General features: G+C 62.2%; 13 protein-coding genes. 9 read left to right on the top strand and 4 right to left on the bottom strand.

Annotated features, from left to right (window positions below; translation table 11 throughout):
- Positions 1-58 precede the first annotated feature (58 nt).
- Positions 59-1,531, top strand: a complete 1,473-nt coding sequence (locus ABTV87_RS10625) for an ATP-binding protein (RefSeq protein ID WP_085607756.1) — start codon at positions 59-61, stop codon at positions 1,529-1,531.
- On the opposite strand, the gene ABTV87_RS10630 is transcribed toward ABTV87_RS10625, so the two are convergent.
- Entirely contained in the window at positions 1,493-4,279 is a 2,787-nt protein-coding gene (locus ABTV87_RS10630; protein WP_433899446.1) for an ATP-binding protein, read from the bottom strand. The two genes, ABTV87_RS10625 and ABTV87_RS10630, sit on opposite strands and share 39 nt — an antisense overlap.
- Before the next feature lie 333 nt (positions 4,280-4,612).
- Between ABTV87_RS10630 and ABTV87_RS10635 the strand changes: the two genes are divergently transcribed.
- Positions 4,613-5,182, top strand: a complete 570-nt coding sequence (locus ABTV87_RS10635) for a flavodoxin family protein (protein ID WP_433899447.1) — start codon at positions 4,613-4,615, stop codon at positions 5,180-5,182.
- Between the two features lie 6 nt (positions 5,183-5,188).
- Here ABTV87_RS10635 and ABTV87_RS10640 read toward each other — a convergent pair whose 3' ends face one another.
- Positions 5,189-5,590 carry a helix-turn-helix domain-containing protein gene (locus ABTV87_RS10640; protein ID WP_064595111.1) on the bottom strand — a complete coding sequence of 134 codons (402 nt, stop codon included), beginning with the start codon at positions 5,588-5,590 and terminating at the stop codon, positions 5,189-5,191.
- A gap of 247 nt (positions 5,591-5,837) precedes the next feature.
- Here ABTV87_RS10640 and ABTV87_RS10645 point away from each other — a divergent pair, with 247 nt between their 5' ends.
- The 7 genes from ABTV87_RS10645 (at position 5,838) to ycaC (ending at position 13,338) form a co-directional block, all read left to right on the top strand.
- Complete coding sequence (locus ABTV87_RS10645; RefSeq protein ID WP_433899448.1) at positions 5,838-6,821, top strand: MBL fold metallo-hydrolase; 984 nt, start codon at positions 5,838-5,840, stop codon at positions 6,819-6,821.
- 45 nt (positions 6,822-6,866) lie between these two features.
- Positions 6,867-7,790, top strand: coding sequence for a LysR substrate-binding domain-containing protein (locus tag ABTV87_RS10650; protein ID WP_433899449.1), 924 nt, complete (start codon positions 6,867-6,869; stop codon positions 7,788-7,790).
- Between the two features lie 115 nt (positions 7,791-7,905).
- A complete protein-coding gene (locus ABTV87_RS10655) occupies positions 7,906-9,636 on the top strand; it encodes a hypothetical protein (RefSeq protein WP_433899450.1) in 1,731 nt (576 codons plus the stop codon).
- Positions 9,637-9,722: 86 nt separating this feature from the next.
- Positions 9,723-10,139, top strand: coding sequence for a DoxX family protein (locus ABTV87_RS10660; RefSeq protein ID WP_007956088.1), 417 nt, complete (start codon positions 9,723-9,725; stop codon positions 10,137-10,139).
- Positions 10,132-10,758: an antibiotic biosynthesis monooxygenase gene (locus ABTV87_RS10665; RefSeq protein ID WP_221534565.1), complete on the top strand. Its 627-nt coding sequence runs from the start codon at positions 10,132-10,134 to the stop codon at positions 10,756-10,758. The genes ABTV87_RS10660 and ABTV87_RS10665 overlap by 8 nt, the downstream gene beginning before the upstream one ends.
- Before the next feature lie 45 nt (positions 10,759-10,803).
- A complete protein-coding gene (locus tag ABTV87_RS10670; RefSeq protein WP_221534563.1) occupies positions 10,804-12,642 on the top strand; it encodes an amidohydrolase in 1,839 nt (612 codons plus the stop codon).
- Positions 12,643-12,711: 69 nt separating this feature from the next.
- A complete protein-coding gene (ycaC, locus tag ABTV87_RS10675; RefSeq protein ID WP_064595127.1) occupies positions 12,712-13,338 on the top strand; it encodes an isochorismate family cysteine hydrolase YcaC in 627 nt (208 codons plus the stop codon).
- Positions 13,339-13,395: 57 nt separating this feature from the next.
- Here ycaC and ABTV87_RS10680 read toward each other — a convergent pair whose 3' ends face one another.
- A complete protein-coding gene (locus ABTV87_RS10680; RefSeq protein WP_433899451.1) occupies positions 13,396-14,823 on the bottom strand; it encodes a mechanosensitive ion channel domain-containing protein in 1,428 nt (475 codons plus the stop codon).
- 63 nt (positions 14,824-14,886) lie between these two features.
- Entirely contained in the window at positions 14,887-15,903 is a 1,017-nt protein-coding gene (locus ABTV87_RS10685; protein WP_085712057.1) for an alpha/beta hydrolase, read from the bottom strand.
- Positions 15,904-15,935: the final 32 nt, after the last annotated feature.

A 15,935-nucleotide genomic window follows, 5' to 3' on the forward strand; every position in this document is an offset into this window, starting at 1 on the left:
CCGTGCTGGACCCCGCGTGGTGGTTGTATCGTCATCGAGGCCTGCGAAGATAACGGACATGAACAGCCTCAACGAATTGAACTCGGCGTCGGTCCTGCGTTTCGGACCGTACGCGTTCCATTTGCGTCAACGGCTGATCCTCGAAGGGGATCGGCAATTGCGCATGGGCGGTCGTGCGCTGGACATTCTGCAAGTGCTGGTCGAGCGCGCCGGGCGGGTGGTCAGCAAAGAGCAACTGATTTCGCTGGTGTGGCCGACGTCGGTGGTCGAGGAGATCAACCTGCGGGTGCACATCGCCGCGCTGCGCCGGGCCCTTGGCGACGGCGAAAAAGGCCAGCGCTACATCGTCAATGTGCCGCAGCGCGGGTACAGCTTCGTGGCCCCGGTGCAGGGCGACAGCGCTGCTCACGTGGTGTTCGAAAACCTGCAAGCGCCCCAACACAATTTGCCCGCGCGGCTGACGCCGGTCACCGGGCGCGACTCACTGGTCGGTGGTCTGGTGCGGCAACTGCCGCTGTCCCGGCTCCTGACGGTGACCGGGCCTGCCGGTGTCGGCAAAAGCACCGTGGCACTGCGCGCAGCAGAACTGCTGCTGCAACATTTCCGTGACGGCGTGTGGCAGGTGGATCTGTCGCTTATCGACGGAGACACTCCGCTCCTCAATCACCTGCTGAAAACCCTCGATATCGATTTCCCCACCTTGGCAGCGCGCCACGCCTTGCTGGTGCTGGACAACTGCGAGCATCTGCACGAAGCCTGCCGGAACCTGCTGCAAACACTCCTCGACGCCGCGCCCCGTCTTTCGATCCTGGCCACCAGCCGCGAACCGTTGCGTCTCGGTCTGGAAGTCCTCCAGCCGCTGCCGCCCCTGACCCTTCCCAAAGCCTCGGCCCTCAACAGTGTCGCCGAGGTCATGGGCTATTCGGCGGTGCAGCTGTTTGTCAGTCGCGCCCGTGCGCGTCAACACGGCTTCAGTCTGCGTGAGCAGGATCTGGAAACGGTGCGCGATATCTGTCGGCGGCTCGACGGTCTGCCATTGGCGATCGAACTGGCGGCGGCGCAGATCGATGCGCTGGCGCTGGTCGGCCTTCAGACCCAGCTGGACCAAGGCCTGCAAGTCCTGAGTCACGGTCGCCGCACTGCCGTGACACGCCACCAGTCGATGAAGGCTGCGCTGGACTGGAGCTATCAGCGCTTGAGCGAGCAGGAACAACGCGTGCTGCAACGCTTGTCGGTGTTCAAGATGGCATTCACCCTCGACGCCGCCATCGGTGTGATCAGTTGCGCGCAACTACCACCCTCGACACTGGTGGCAGTGGTTGAACAGTTGGCGGCCAGGTCATTGCTGACAACGGACCGATCCAGCGGAACACTGCGCTATCGAATGCTCAACACCACACGCCGCTATGCCCGCGAACAGCTGGAGCAGGGCGGCGAACTGAGTGATGTCGAGCGTCGGCACGCGCGTTACCTGGGTCGCACCCGGCCAGCCTCAAGCGGCCGACTGACCGCGCAGTTCGTCGAGCAGTAAACGCACTTTGCGCAAATCCGGGGTGGCATAACCTTCGGTGAAACGCTGGTAGACCGGTGTCAGCAATTCGAGTGCCTCGAGATAGCGCGACTGGCGTTGCCACAACTGGGCCAGCGACGTCGCGCTGCGCAGTTCCCAGGCCAGCGCGCCTTGCGTCCGCGCAATCTCAAGCGATTGCTGCAAAGCGCTTTCGACCGTGTGATGGCAGGGCGAATCAGCCGCCAGCAACCGCTCGGCGCGAGCCCGCAAGATCTCCGCAGTACTCCAGCCGGCCGCGCCACTTTGTGCTCGTTCGAGCAACGCATCATCAACGAAACCCGGATCCAGCGTGACCATTATTTCCCTGACCAGACCGCTATCGGCGGGCGGGATGGCGGGGGCTTTGTCGGCGTCGATCACCTGCGCGTAGTGCCGCGCCCACGTGTAGAACAGCAGCACCGAATGCTTTTGCGCCTGTTCGAGCAACAGTTGCAGCAGCGCGCGGGCGTTTTGTACGTCGCCGTTGTAATGGGCGATCAGGCACGAGGCGAGTGCCAACGTGTAGCAGATCGAGGTGCCGTGGTTGATCTGCACCGCGATGTCCAGTGCCTGCCGCGCCGTGCGCCAGGCCTGCTCGGGAAAACCTTGCAGCCACAGCACTCGGGCGAGAACGGTCAGCGAGGCGACGCTCTGATCGTATTGCACGCCGAAACCGTGGGTGAAGCGGTTGAGGTGGCCGCTGTGGGCCATGCGCTGAATGACCTGCTCGGCGTGGATTCGCGCCTGATGCTGATCGCCGGCGTAATGCAGCGCGAGTACCCGCAAGCGATGGGTACTCAGGGACAGCTGCGCATCGCCGTGCACGCCGAGGCTTTCGAATTGCTCGCTCTGCTCCAGCGCCATCTGGTAATGCCCGCAACTGAGATTGACCGCCATGTGCCCCGACACGGCGCGCAATTGTCCGGCCTTGTCGTCGTGCCTCTGCGCCAAGAGACGGGCACTGGCAAAGGCTTCGATGGTTTCCGGGGTGCCGCCCCAGGTGTGATAGCAGGCGCTGCCGAGGGCCAGTTTCAAGGCGATTTCCAGTCGCGGACAGGGCTCGTCGGAGGACGCCAGCAACGCGAGTGCCCGGCGCACATGAACGCCGTACTCCTTGAGCAGCGACAGCTCCTGCCACAACGGCGCCGAGGTCGCCGTCAGGCGCACGCCGAGCGCGCGCGAGCCTTCATCGTTCAGCGTCCACTCAAGCGCCGCCCGCAGGTCTTCGAGGCCACGGGCGTAACGCTCGATCCAGACTTCGGTCGCCGTGTTCTCCCAATCGGCCTGGGCCTGATGCATCAGCGCCAGGCTGCGTTCGGCATGGCGTTCGCGGGTTTCGCCGAGTTCGTCAGCCTGATCGAGTTTTTCCAATGCATAGCGACGAGTCGTGTCGAGCAGGCGATAAAACACTTCTTCATCGCCAACCTCGACGTTGAGCAGCGACTTGGCGACCAGTTGCGTGATCGAGGCAAACACTTCGTTCGACTCGATGTGCTGACCGACGATAACCGCCGCCGCAGAATCCAGCGTGAACGCGCCACGGAACACACCCAGTCGGCGCAGGCCGGTCTGTTCGCAGGCGTTGAGAAGGTTGAAGCTCCAGTCCAGCGTAGCGCGCAGGGTTTCATGCCGACCGAGGCGAGTCTGATTGCCCGCCGGCAAACGCCCCTGAAGCTGACTCAGCAAACCGTCCAGCCCGAGGCCCGCGACCTGCGCGGCGGCCAGTTCCAGTGCCAGCGGGATGCCGTCCAGCCGTCGACAGATGTCGATGATCAACGGCAGATCAGCGTTGCCCGGCTCAAAGTGTTCGTGCGCCGCCATCGCCCGTTCGACGAACAGTTGCAGCGCAGAAAATCCCATCGCCTGATCGCGGTCGAGCACTGCAATCGGTGGCGGGCAATCGAGGGATTCCAGACGTTGCACATACTCGCCCTCGGCGCGCAGGCTTTCGCGGCTGGTGGCCAGAATATGCACCTGCGGCGCGCCACGCAGAATGCTTTCGCTGAGCAACGCCACGGCGTCGATCAAGTGCTCGCAGTTATCGATCACCAGCAGCATCTGCCGCTCGCGCAGGCTGTTGATCAGGCAGGCCATCGGTTCACTGGCATGCAGCGAAAGGTCCAGCAGGGCGGCGAGGTGCGAGCAGATCGAGCCCGGATCGTTGAGCGGTGCCAGATCCAGCAGGCGAATCCCGTCGCGATAACGACCGATCAGTTGCTCGGCGACGCGCAGGGCCACGGTGGTCTTGCCGATGCCGCCGGGGCCGACCAGGGTGATGCTGCGCTGGCGCGGCAGTTGTGTCATCAGGCTGTCGACCACCGACTGGCGACCGATCATCCGCGTGCGACGCAATGGAAGGTTATGCCGGCCGATAGTGGCGGCGGTGGGGCGTTGCTCAATCGATTGCAGCACGACCGGCGCGACGAAACTGTAGCCGCGCTGCGCCACCGTGACGATGTAGCGCTGCCCGGCCTGACCGTCGCCGAGGGCCTTGCGCAGCGCGGCCATGTGTACCCGCAGATTGATGTCTTCCACCACGCTGTCCGGCCAGACTCCGGCGATCAGTTGCTGCTTGCTCACCACCTCGCCGGCGTGGGCCAGCAGGATCAGCAGAATGTCCATGGCGCGGCGGCCCAGGCGCAAAGGCTGGTCGCCTTCAAGCACCAGCCGCTGGCCGGGGTGGATCCGATAGGGGCCGAAACCGATGGCCTGATTCGGGGAAAGACTCAACCGCTCACTCCTTCGACGTTTTTTATGATCCTGGTCCGCCTCGGTGAAGAATCCGTGACGGGCAGGGCGGGGAGCGACTTGAGGGTCACGCAAGCCGTCTAATCCGCAGTATCCGGGCATATTCCTCAGGATTTGTCGCCAGTGCAACTTGCGTGCAGTGCACGCGCCCCGGCATCGCTCGGCATCCAGTGCCGTCACCACTGTATTTAAAGGCCGGAACCCGTGCCGGTTCACCCGACAGCCGGGAAAAATTAACAACGATTAACTCGTCCGCGCCCGCGTCAGAGCCAAAACTCCGGGGCAATGGAATGCATACGTCCGGAGGACGCTGCGATGAGCAAGGTAGTGGTGGTCTATCACAGTGGCTACGGGCACACCCGCGTCATTGCGCAGGCAGTGGCCCGAGGTGTGGAGCGCCACGTGGGCAGCACTTGCCTGTTGCTGGCGGTCGAAGACGTGGAAGCCCACTGGGATGACTTGCACCGCGCCGACGCCATCATCTTCGGCGCGCCGACCTACATGGGCAGCGCCTCGGCGGCGTTCAAGCAGTTCATGGAGGCCACGGCCCCGTTCTATCTCGCCCGGCCGTGGCGCGACAAGCTCGCGGCGGGCTTCACCAATTCCGGCAGCCTGTGCGGCGACAAGCTCAATACCCTGGTGCAGATGGCGGTGTTCGCGGCCCAACATTCGATGATCTGGGTCGGGCTTGATCTGTTGCCGGCGCGTGCGTGCGAAGGTGTGTTCGACGGCCAGTTGAATCGCCTCGGCAGCTCCCTCGGTGCGATGTCCCAATCCAGTGTCGAACAACCGCCCGAGCAGGCACCGCCTTTGGAGGACCAACAAACCGCCGCGCACCTGGGCGAGCGGGTGGCACGATTGGCTCAGCGGATGGCTCGCGGATGAACCGCCTCAGCGGTTTTTCATGACCTGACAACGCCACGCAAACGGATTGATCCCTTCGCTGCGGGTGAAGATGTGGCAGAAGTGCGCCTGATCGCAGAAGCCGCATTCCAGGCTGATCTGCGTAAGGCTGTGGTTGGTCTGCTGGATCAACAGCTTCGCCCGGGCGATGCGCTGGGTGCGGATCCAGTCTTGCGGCGAATACCCGGTGCTGCACTTGAACGCCCGGGAAAAGTGACTGCGTGAGAGTGAGCAGGCGCTGGCCAGTTCGGTGACTTCAAGGCTGTCGCCGAGGCGTTCGAGGATCAGCTGTTTCACCAGCCGCTCGCGCTGCGGGCTGAGGCCACCGGTGCTGGTCTTGCGGGGTTCGCTGGCAGGGGCGCGGGCGACGGTTTGCTGTAAGTGAGCCATGGCCAAGGTCCGTGTCGGTGGGGAACGCACGGTCAGCGCTTTCCCTCAGGTCAATAAAACAACGCTGCGCAGAGGGATTCATTGTTTGGCGAGGGGCGAAGGCTGACGAGTTAAACGTTGTTAATTCCACTGTCAGCTCCAACTCAGCACACCGCTGCAAGTCCCCATGACGGGAACCGGGCAGGATGGCGACGATGGGGAGCGGGCCATAAGGGCCGCAGAATCGGGCTCGTTCGAGGGGATGAATATGAAAGGTTTGTTCAACGGCGCAATCGGCGTGGCGTTGGTCGGTGTGATGTCGACCGCCATGGCGCAGGCGCCGCAGGTCGGCACGCAGGCGCCAGGCTATTTTCGACTGGCGTTGGGCGATTACGAAGTGACGGCGCTGTTCGACGGCTACAACGATTTGTCGCCGAAGCTGCTGCAGGGCATGAGCCAGAGCCAGATTCGCGCCTTGCTGGCCCGCCGCTCGATTGAAACGCCGGGCGTGCAGACTGCGTTCAATGCGTTCCTGGTCAACACCGGCAAACAATTGATTCTGGTGGATACCGGCGCGGGCCAGTGCATCGGCGCCACTGCCGGCCAGCTCTCGGCGAACATGCGGGCGGCGGGCTACAAGCCGGAACAGGTCGATGCGATTCTGCTGACTCACCTGCACCTGGATCACGTCTGTGGACTGGTCGACGGCCAGCAACAACCGATCTTCGCCAATGCGACGGTTTACGCCGCCAAGGCAGAAGCCGATTACTGGCTCGACCCGAAGGCCCTCGCCAAGGCACCAGCCGGCGCGCGGGAGTTCTTCAAGATCGCTCAGGACTCTACCGCGCCATACGTCTCCGCCGGGCGCTTCAAGACATTCGCGGCGGGCCAGTCGCCGTTGCCGGGCTTGGTCGAAGCCACGCTGGAAGCCGGGCACACGCCGGGCAGTACCACTTACCGTTTTACTTCACAGAATCAGAGCATCGTGTTCATGGGGGATCTGGTGCACAACCTCGCGGTGCAGTTCGATCATCCTGAGGTAGCGATCAGCTTCGACGTCAACAGCCAGCAAGCGATCAAGAGTCGTAATGCGGTGTTCAGTGCAGCGGCGGCCAGCAAGACCTGGGTCACGGCTGCGCACTTGCCGTTCCCGGGCATCGGCCACATCACCGCGGTCGACAAACACTTCCAGTGGGTGCCGGTCGAATACGGCCCCTACAAACGCGCGGCCAAAGTGCCGCTCATCGAGTAAAGTGCCCACCTTTCACGTCAGGCTCAAACAAGGAAAACGTGTCCCATGAACCGAAACGATCTGCGCCGCGTCGACATGAACCTGCTGGTGATTTTCGAAGCACTGATGTTCGAAAAGAACCTGACCCGCGTCGCCGAAAAACTGTTCATGGGCCAACCGGCGGTGAGCGCGGCGCTGGGCCGCTTGCGCGATCTGTTCGACGACCCGCTGTTGCTGCGCAACGGTCGCGGCATGGAACCGACGGCGCGGGCGCTGGCGATTCTGCGGGAACTGCAACCGGCGATGGACGTGATTTCCGGTGCGGTCAGCCGGGCCAAGGAATTCGATCCGGCGACCAGTTGCGACGTGTTCCGCATCGGCCTGTCGGATGACGCCGAGTTCGGCCTGTTCCCGCCGCTATTGCGCCAGTTGCAGGAAGAGGCGCCGGGGATAGTGGTCGTGGTGCGACGCGCCAACTACCTGCTGATGCCGACGTTGCTGGCCTCCGGGGAAATCTCCGTCGGCGTGAGTTACACCACCGATCTGCCGGCCAACGCCAAGCGCAAGAAACTGCGCGACATTCCCTGCAAGGTTCTGCGCGGCGACAACCGCCCGGGCCCGCTGACTCTCGACGAATACTGCGAGCGGCCTCATGCGATGGTGTCGTTCTCGGGGGATCTGAGCGGCAACATCGACGTGGACCTGGCCAAGGTCGGTCGCAGCCGCCGGGTGGTGCTTGGCGTGCCGCAATTCAGTGGTTTGCGCGCGCTGCTGGCGGGCACCGAGATGATCGCGACTGTGCCGGATTACGCGGCGTGTGCGTTGGTCGATGGCTGTGCGTTGCGAGCTGAGGATCCGCCGTTTCCGATTGATGCGGCGCAACTGTCGATGGCCTGGAGCGGGGTGCATGACAACGATCCGGCGGAGAAATGGCTGCGTTTGCGGATCAGTCAGTTCATGTCGGTGACGCTGGATATTCCGGTGGTTTAAGCGTGCCGTTCGTCTGAATCAACCCGCAACCTGTTAGTTCTGACAGTGGTGCGTGCTTGTCTTCCCGTGTTTGATGGGCCAATGCCGAAGCGGCCAGTTATCAAGGGAAGTGAATATGGACACGCCGATTCCTGCGCTCACCCGTGACGCTCTGCCACCACTGGCAATTGAAGAAAGTTCGAAGGGTTTCCTGGTGCCAGCGGCCGCCCGGTACAACCTGACGGTAACAATCGACTTCCCTTGGTTGCCAGGGGACTTTATTACGATCAAGGTGGCTGGAACTCCAGGTTCCGGTTCCTATACGTCGCCGCGAATCCCGATCGGCGGATTCAAACGCCCTTTTACGACCCACATTGGCACCACATTGGTGGCTTTCAATCTCGGGCTGACTGTCATCGCCTTTTACACGCTTTACCGTGGCACTGAACCGTCTGTGGAATCACAACCTTTGCCGCTTTACATACCGCTCATCAACCAACTTGATCTGCCCCTGCCGGTGATTAAAGAGGCAAGCGACGAAGGTGAGGGCCGTGACCTGGATGTGAGCGAACTGACTGAGGTTACATTGCGTATCCGGTCATGGCTGCTGAGCAGGCGCGAGCAGTTCTTCTGGCTCCTGCTCACAGGTGTGAAGCCCGACGGCGATGTCTGGGAGGCCTGGTATTGGCAAGCGCCGGAGAACGTCGTCGGTAATGGATTCAGTCTCGGATATTACGAACAAAAGGTCCCTGCTGCACCGCTGCAAGGTCTGAAAAATGGCAGCGTGCTGACGTTGAGTTTTTGGGCCGGGCTGCAAAACAGTCCGGATCAATCCGATGCCCAGGCATTTGCCCATCGAAACTACATCGTACGGACTGCACCTGTGAGGGCGCCGAGGATAATGTCGGTGACGGGGCCGCAGGGGCTGATTGCCGACGGCGGGGAAACTCCGTCCAGCCGTGTCACCGTCGATGGTGTTGGCACTGACGGTGCCGAGGTTGTGCTGTTTGATGGGCAAACACGCCTGGACTCGGTTTTGGTTAACGCCGGCACCTGGCAGTTTTCAGTCACGGCATTGACTGACGGCGAACACGTCTTCAGGGCCGAATATGTTGACGGCGGAGCGTCCAACACCTGGACGATAAAGGTTGTTTTCAGCCAAGAACTGAGGATCAAGGAGGCCCCGGACAACGTCACCTTGAACCCGGCGGATGCTGAGGTGAGCCTGACCGCCGTTTTGAATGTTCCCGACGACGCCGACTTCGTCAGTGCCACTTGGGCTGCCGAACCCGATACGCCGTCTGCCGGTTCTCGCACTACGGCTTTGGTCCCCGTAAGTGCGATGCTCATGGAAATGCCGTTGCCGGTCGCACTGGTGGCTTACAGCATGAATAAAACTGCAGCTATCTCGTTCACACATGTACGAGGTACGTCGGCACCGGTTACTTCGACACCCTGGCCGCTGAAGGTTTTGCCCATACCTGAGGCGTTGCGGATTCCGCCTGTGATCGCCGAAGCGAAAGGCACTGAACTCGACCTGAAAGATGTCGTTGCCGGCGCGACTGTGCAATTTCTCACCTGGCTGGGTATTGCCACCGGGCAACGGCTTGAATTGAAGCTGACCGGTTTTAATGCCAGCGGCACCGAGCACAACCTCTCCATCTGGACAGACTCGCGCAATGCGGTACATCGGGCATGGGTGACGGCAGGCCGCTACAGCACGCTCATCCGCTCCGACTACATGCTTGCGCTCGGACCCGGCAGCACCTTGTCTGTGTTGTTCGCCGTGTACATGGATCAAGTGCCGGGTTCGGTAGCGCGCATCGATTTCAACGCGCGGGAATACACAATCAAAGACACCCGTTGACCTGAGGACAAAAGAGCACACCTGTTCAATTTTGCCCTACCCGTTCGTTGCACTATTTGCGGCAATGATCGATCAAGGGTAGGGCCATGCAACTTTCTCAGCGCAATGACCAGGCGCAAAACCTCGGCCTGCTGTTCCTGCGGGTGACCGGCGGGTTGTTCCTGCTGTTCGTCCACGGCTTGCCCAAGCTGCTGGATTTCACCGCGCAGTTGCAACTGATCGAAGACCCGTTCCACCTCGGGGCCCACCTCACTTTGATTCTGGCGATCTTCGCCGAAGTCCTCTGTCCGCTGCTGATCGTCGCCGGAGTGCTGGCGCGTCTGGCGTGCTTGCCTATTCTCTTTGTGCTGCTGGTGGCGCTGCTGCTTGTGCATCCGCAATGGAGTGTGGCCGAAGGGCAGTTCGGCTGGTTGCTGTTGATCCTATTCACCACTGTTCTGATCGCCGGGCCCGGACGGCTGGCGCTCAATGTTCGTTTGCCCGGAGTACTCCGTTATGCCTGATGCCCAGACCCTGAAAAAACCGGGACCCGAAGAAACCGTGACGCTGATCGTCAAGCACCGGGTCAAGGCCGGTTTTGAAGCGCCTTACGAAGCCTGGCTGCGCAATATCGTCAGCGTGGCGGGGCGCGAAGAAGGGCATCTGGGTGTGGACGTGATGCGCAGCCAGCAGGGCGGGCTCGCGCTGTTCACCTGCGTGCTGCGTTATTGCTCTACCGACGCGATGCAGCGCTGGCTCGATTCACCGCAGCGTCAGAAACTGATTGATGAAGCCGCGCCAATGCTCGCCGACGGCGACCAGACCGAGGTCAACGCGGCCAACGAATTCTGGTTCACGCCGACGGCCGAGGCCGGCTCACCGCCACCGCGCTGGAAGCAGGCCGTGGTCACGCTGCTGGTGATCCTGCCGCACACCTTGCTGGTGCCGCTGATCTGGGGGCCGTTGCTGCAACTCAACGCCTTTCTCTCCAACTACGTGGTCGCCACGTTCCTGATCACCCTGACCATCGTGGTGTCGGTGGTTTACGTGTTCATGCCGCCCGTGACCCGTCTGTTCGCGCCGTGGCTGGAAGCCGGTCAGTCACACAAACACCTCGAATCCAATGCCAATCCGCCGCGCTGAAGCGGCGGGTCCGGGCTCCGTTTCACTTATCTCGAAGGAACTGCGATGAACGCCGATCTGATTCTGTTCAATGGCCAATTTCATACGGTAGACCGCGAAAAACCCCTCGCCAGCGCCGTGGCAATCAAGGACGGGCGCTTCGTCGCCGTCGGTAACGATGCCGAGGCGATGGCGCTCAAGGGCGCCGGCACTCAATTGGTCGACCTCAAGGGCCGCTGCGTGATTCCCGGGCTCAACGACTCGCACTTGCACCTGATCCGTGGTGGCTTGAACTACAACCTCGAACTGCGCTGGGAAGGCGTGCCGTCGCTGGCCGATGCGCTGCGCATGCTCAAGGATCAGGCCGACCGCACACCGACCCCGCAATGGGTGCGCGTGGTCGGTGGCTGGAACGAATTCCAGTTCGCCGAAAAACGCATGCCGACCCTCGAAGAAATCAACCAGGCCGCGCCGGACACCCCGGTATTCATCCTGCACCTGTACGACCGTGCGTTGCTCAACCGCGCCGCGCTGCGCGTGGCAGGCTACACCCGCGACACGCCGAACCCGCCGGGTGGCGAGATCGTGCGCGATGCCAACGGCAACCCGACCGGCATGCTGGTGGCGCGGCCGAACGCGATGATTCTGTACTCGACACTGGCCAAGGGGCCGAAGCTGCCGCTGGAATATCAGGTCAACTCGACCCGCCAGTTCATGCGCGAACTCAACCGCCTCGGCCTGACCAGCGCCATCGATGCCGGCGGCGGTTTCCAGAACTACCCGGACGATTATCAGGTGATCGAACAACTGGCCAAAGACGACCAGTTGACCGTGCGCATCGCCTACAACCTGTTCACCCAGAAGCCGAAAGAAGAACTGACCGATTTCCAGAACTGGACCGGCAGCGTCAAGTTGCATCAGGGCGATGACTTCCTGCGTCACAACGGCGCCGGCGAAATGCTGGTGTTCTCGGCGGCGGACTTCGAAGACTTCCTCGAACCGCGCCCGGACCTGCCGCAGACCATGGAACAGGAGCTGGAGCCGGTGGTGCGCCACCTGGTCGAGCAGCGCTGGCCGTTCCGTCTGCACGCCACCTATAACGAATCGATCAGCCGCATGCTGGATGTGTTCGAGAAGGTCAACCGCGACATCCCGTTCAACGGCTTGCCGTGGTTCTTCGACCACGCCGAAACCATCACCCCGCAGAACATCGAGCGGGTGAAAGCGCTGGGCGGCGGCATCGCGATTCAGGATCGCATGGCGTTCCAGGGTGAATACTTCGTCGACCGCTACGGCAAGCAGGCCGCCGAAGCCACGCCACCGATCAAGCGCATGCTCGCCGAAGGCGTGCCGGTCGGCGCGGGCACCGATGCCACGCGGGTGTCGAGCTACAACCCGTGGACCTCGCTGTACTGGATGGTCAGCGGTCGCACCGTCGGCGGTCTGGCGCTGTACGAAGAAGGTTTGCCGCGTACCACCGCGCTGGAACTGTTCACCCACGGCAGCGCCTGGTTCTCGTCCGAGCAGGGCAAGAAGGGCCAGATCAAAGTCGGGCAATTGGCGGATCTGGCAGCGCTGAGCGCGGACTTCTTCCATGTCGAGGAAGAAGCGATCAAGTGGATCGAGTCGGTGCTGACCGTGGTCGGCGGCAAGATCGTTTACGCCGCCGGTGACTTCGAAAAACTCGGGCCGGCCAGCGTGCCGGTGCTGCCGGACTGGTCGCCAGTGGTGAAAGTCCCGGGCCACTGGCGCCCGAATTCGCCCTTGCAGGCCCAGGTTCACCAGTGCAGCGGCCCGTGCGCAGTGCATACCCACAGCCATGAAAAAGCGCGGATGTCGAATGCACCGGTCAGTGACTTCGCCGGTTTCTGGGGCGCGTTCGGTTGCTCCTGCTTCGCTTTCTGATGCTTTTGAAAAAGCGCCGCTCTGTGTGAGCGGCGCTCCCCGCAACAACCATCCATCGAGGAGTTTCACATGAGCAACGTTCCTTACAGCCGCCTGAACAAAGACGATGCCGTTGTACTGTTGGTCGACCACCAGACCGGTCTGATCTCGCTGGTACAGGATTTCTCGCCGAACGAGTTCAAGAACAACGTGCTGGCACTGGGCGACATCGCCAAGTTCTTCAACCTGCCAACCATCCTCACCACCAGCTTCGATTCCGGCCCGAACGGCCCGATCGTGCCTGAGCTGAAAGAGCAATTCCCGGATGCGCCGTTCATTGCCCGCCCTGGCCAGATCAACGCCTGGGACAACGAAGACTTCGTCAAGGCCATCAAGGCCACCGGCCGCAAGCAACTGATCATCGCCGGTGTGGTGACTGACGTGTGCGTGGCGTTCCCGACCCTGTCGGCCATCGCTGAAGGCTTCGAAGTGTTCGTGGTGACTGACGCTTCCGGCACTTTCAACACCACCGTGCAACAAGCGGCGTGGGCGCGCATGTCGGCTGCCGGCGCACACCTGCTGAACTGGTTTGCTGTGGCCTGCGAGCTGCAGGGTGACTGGCGCAACGACATGGAAGGCTTGGCGAATCTGCTGTCCCAGCGTCTGCCGAACTACCGCAACCTGATCAATAGCTATACCAAGTTCACGGCCCAGTAATTGGCTGAACGAAATGCCCGCTGAAGAGCGGGCATTTTTTTGTCTGTCGCAAAGGGCTCAGCGCTTCTGCAACCACCCCAGAAAACCACCCTTGCGAACCGGCACAGGCTTGGCCATCAACGCCAGCCGACTGTTCTGCTGACGCACCGCCTGCAACTTGTTCAACGCCCGACCCACTTCACTGCGCTGCTCCATACAAGCGCGAGTCAGGTTCTTGTCGAGGCGATAAATGATCGAAGAGGTGAGTGCTGTGAAGGTCGCTTGCGAGGGCGTATCCGCCAGAATGCTCTGTTCGCCCATGACCTCACTCGGCCCCATGCGCCCGGCTTCGGTGAAGCCATTGCCGTCCGGCACGCTGGCGCTGACCACGCCGGTGGCGATCACGAACAGGCTGTCCGGAACTTCCTCCAGATTGAGCACCACCTGCCCGGCGCTGTACTGCTGCGCGACCATCGACTCGGCGAGACGATCGCGTTCCTCATGGCTCAGCGAGCGGAAGATTTTCACTTCATCGAGCAACGTACGGGCGCGGGTCGAAGGTTCGATCACGCCGTCCGGGTGCCGAGAAATGCCGGCCGCTTCGAGATGGCGGTGGGCGAGGTCAAACAGTTGATTGCGCACGTCGCTTTTCTTGCCCAATTCGGCGATGAAACCGCTGGCCACGTATTCCGACATCTCGTCGCCGGCCTCTTTCAGCACCACTTTCGGCGCAGGCGACAGCAACAGGCTGCTGCTGCCTTGCAGCGTGCGGTCGAGGGCGTCGAGTACCCGGCGCGGGCGGATGTGGTTCGGCACCTTGATGCTGATCGACACGCCGTGCAGGTTGTTCGGCCGGCTGAGGTTGACGATCTTGGCCTTGGCCGCCACCGAGTTCGGCACCACGGCCAGAGTGCCGGTGCTGGTCAGCAGGTGCGTGGCGCGCCAGTTGATGTCGAGCACCTTGCCTTCGACGCCGTCGATGACCACCAGATCATCCACCTGATACGGCTTGGTGGTGTTCAGCACGATGCCGGAAAACACGTCGGCCAAGGTGCTTTGCAGCGCGAGACCGATGACGATCGCCACCACGCCGGAAGTCGCGAGCAGGCCTTTGACCGGCAGATCCAGCACATAACCGGCCGCCGCGACGATGGCCGCGAGAAACACCAGCGCCCCGATCACGTCCTGCAACAGCCGGCCACTGTGGCCGATGCGACGCATCAGGATCAGGCCGATGACTTCGGTCAGCACCCGCGCGGCGTACAGCCACCAGAGAATCCCCAGTGCCGTCGCCCCGAGTTGCGCCACCGGGTCATCGGCAAACAACGGCGCCTGCAACGGGCTGACACCGGCGTTGATGGCCAGCGCGTTGAAGGCCAGAAACAACACCAGTCGCACAGCGACCCGTTGCGCGCGATGTTTGAACGGCGCGAGATGCCAGAGCAGGGTATCGAGCACCAGCAGCAGGGCACTCCAGGACAGCAGGTGGGCAGAAAAAAGGCTCATGAGGTGAACTCCGGCGGGCACAAAAGAAAACGCCACACCCGAAGGTGTGGCGAGGGGTTGCACTCAGTTCAGATGGGTCTTGAGTTCTGCCGCTGCCTGGCGCACGGCGGCTTTCACTTCAGGAATTCCGTTCAGCGGGTTGAGCAGGCCGAAGTCGTGAATCATCCCGTTGTAGCGCACCGAGGTCACCGGTACACCGGCCGCGTCGAGGTGGCGGGCGTAGCCTTCGCCTTCGTCACGCAGCACGTCGAACTCGGCGGTCTGCACCAGCGCGGCGGGCAGGCCCTTGAGCTGTTCGGCGCTGGCGTTGAGCGGCGAGGCATGGATCTGCGCACGCTCGGCCGGGTTGGTGGTGTAGTTGTCCCAGAACCACTGCATCATGCCCTTGGTCAGGAAGTGGCCCTCGGCGAATTGCTGGTACGAGCCGTTATCGAACCCGGCGTTGGTCACCGGCCACATCAGCAACTGGAAGCGCAGGGCCGGGGTTTTCTGTTCCTTGGCCATCAACGCCACGACTGCCGCCATGTTGCCGCCGACGCTGTTGCCGGCCACCGCCAGACGCTTGCCGTCGACGCCGATGTCCTTGCCGTGTTCCGCCACCCATTTCGTCGCGGCGTAAGCCTGATTGATCGCGGTCGGGTACTGTGCTTCCGGCGACGGCGTGTAATCGACGTACACCGCGACCGCGCCAGAACCCACCACCAGATCACGGATCAAGCGTTGGTGCGTCGGGAAGTCCCCCAGCACCCAGCCGCCACCGTGGAAGAACATGAACACCGGCAGCTCGCCCTTGACCTTGGCCGGACGCACCACTTTCAGGTTGATCGTCTGGCCGTCGACCTTGATCGCCTTGTCGCTGACTTCAACGCCGGACAGGTCAACCTTCACCGAAGCCTGGGCGCCAGTCAGCACCGCACGGGCGTCTTTCGGGCTCAGTTGCTCAAGCGGTTTGCCACCGCCGGCGGCGAGGGCGTCGAGGAAGGCCTGAGTGTTGTGTTCGACCCCAGTGCCCTCGGCGGCGAATGCGTTGCCGATGGACAGGGCGAGGAGGGAAGCGGCGAGGGTTTTCTTGATGTTCATGTGCAATTCCTTTTTAAGTCGTTTGAGTTTTT

It is taken from the genome of Pseudomonas sp. PSE1(2024), assembly GCF_050990555.1.
GTDB lineage: Bacteria > Pseudomonadota > Gammaproteobacteria > Pseudomonadales > Pseudomonadaceae > Aquipseudomonas > Aquipseudomonas aphyarum.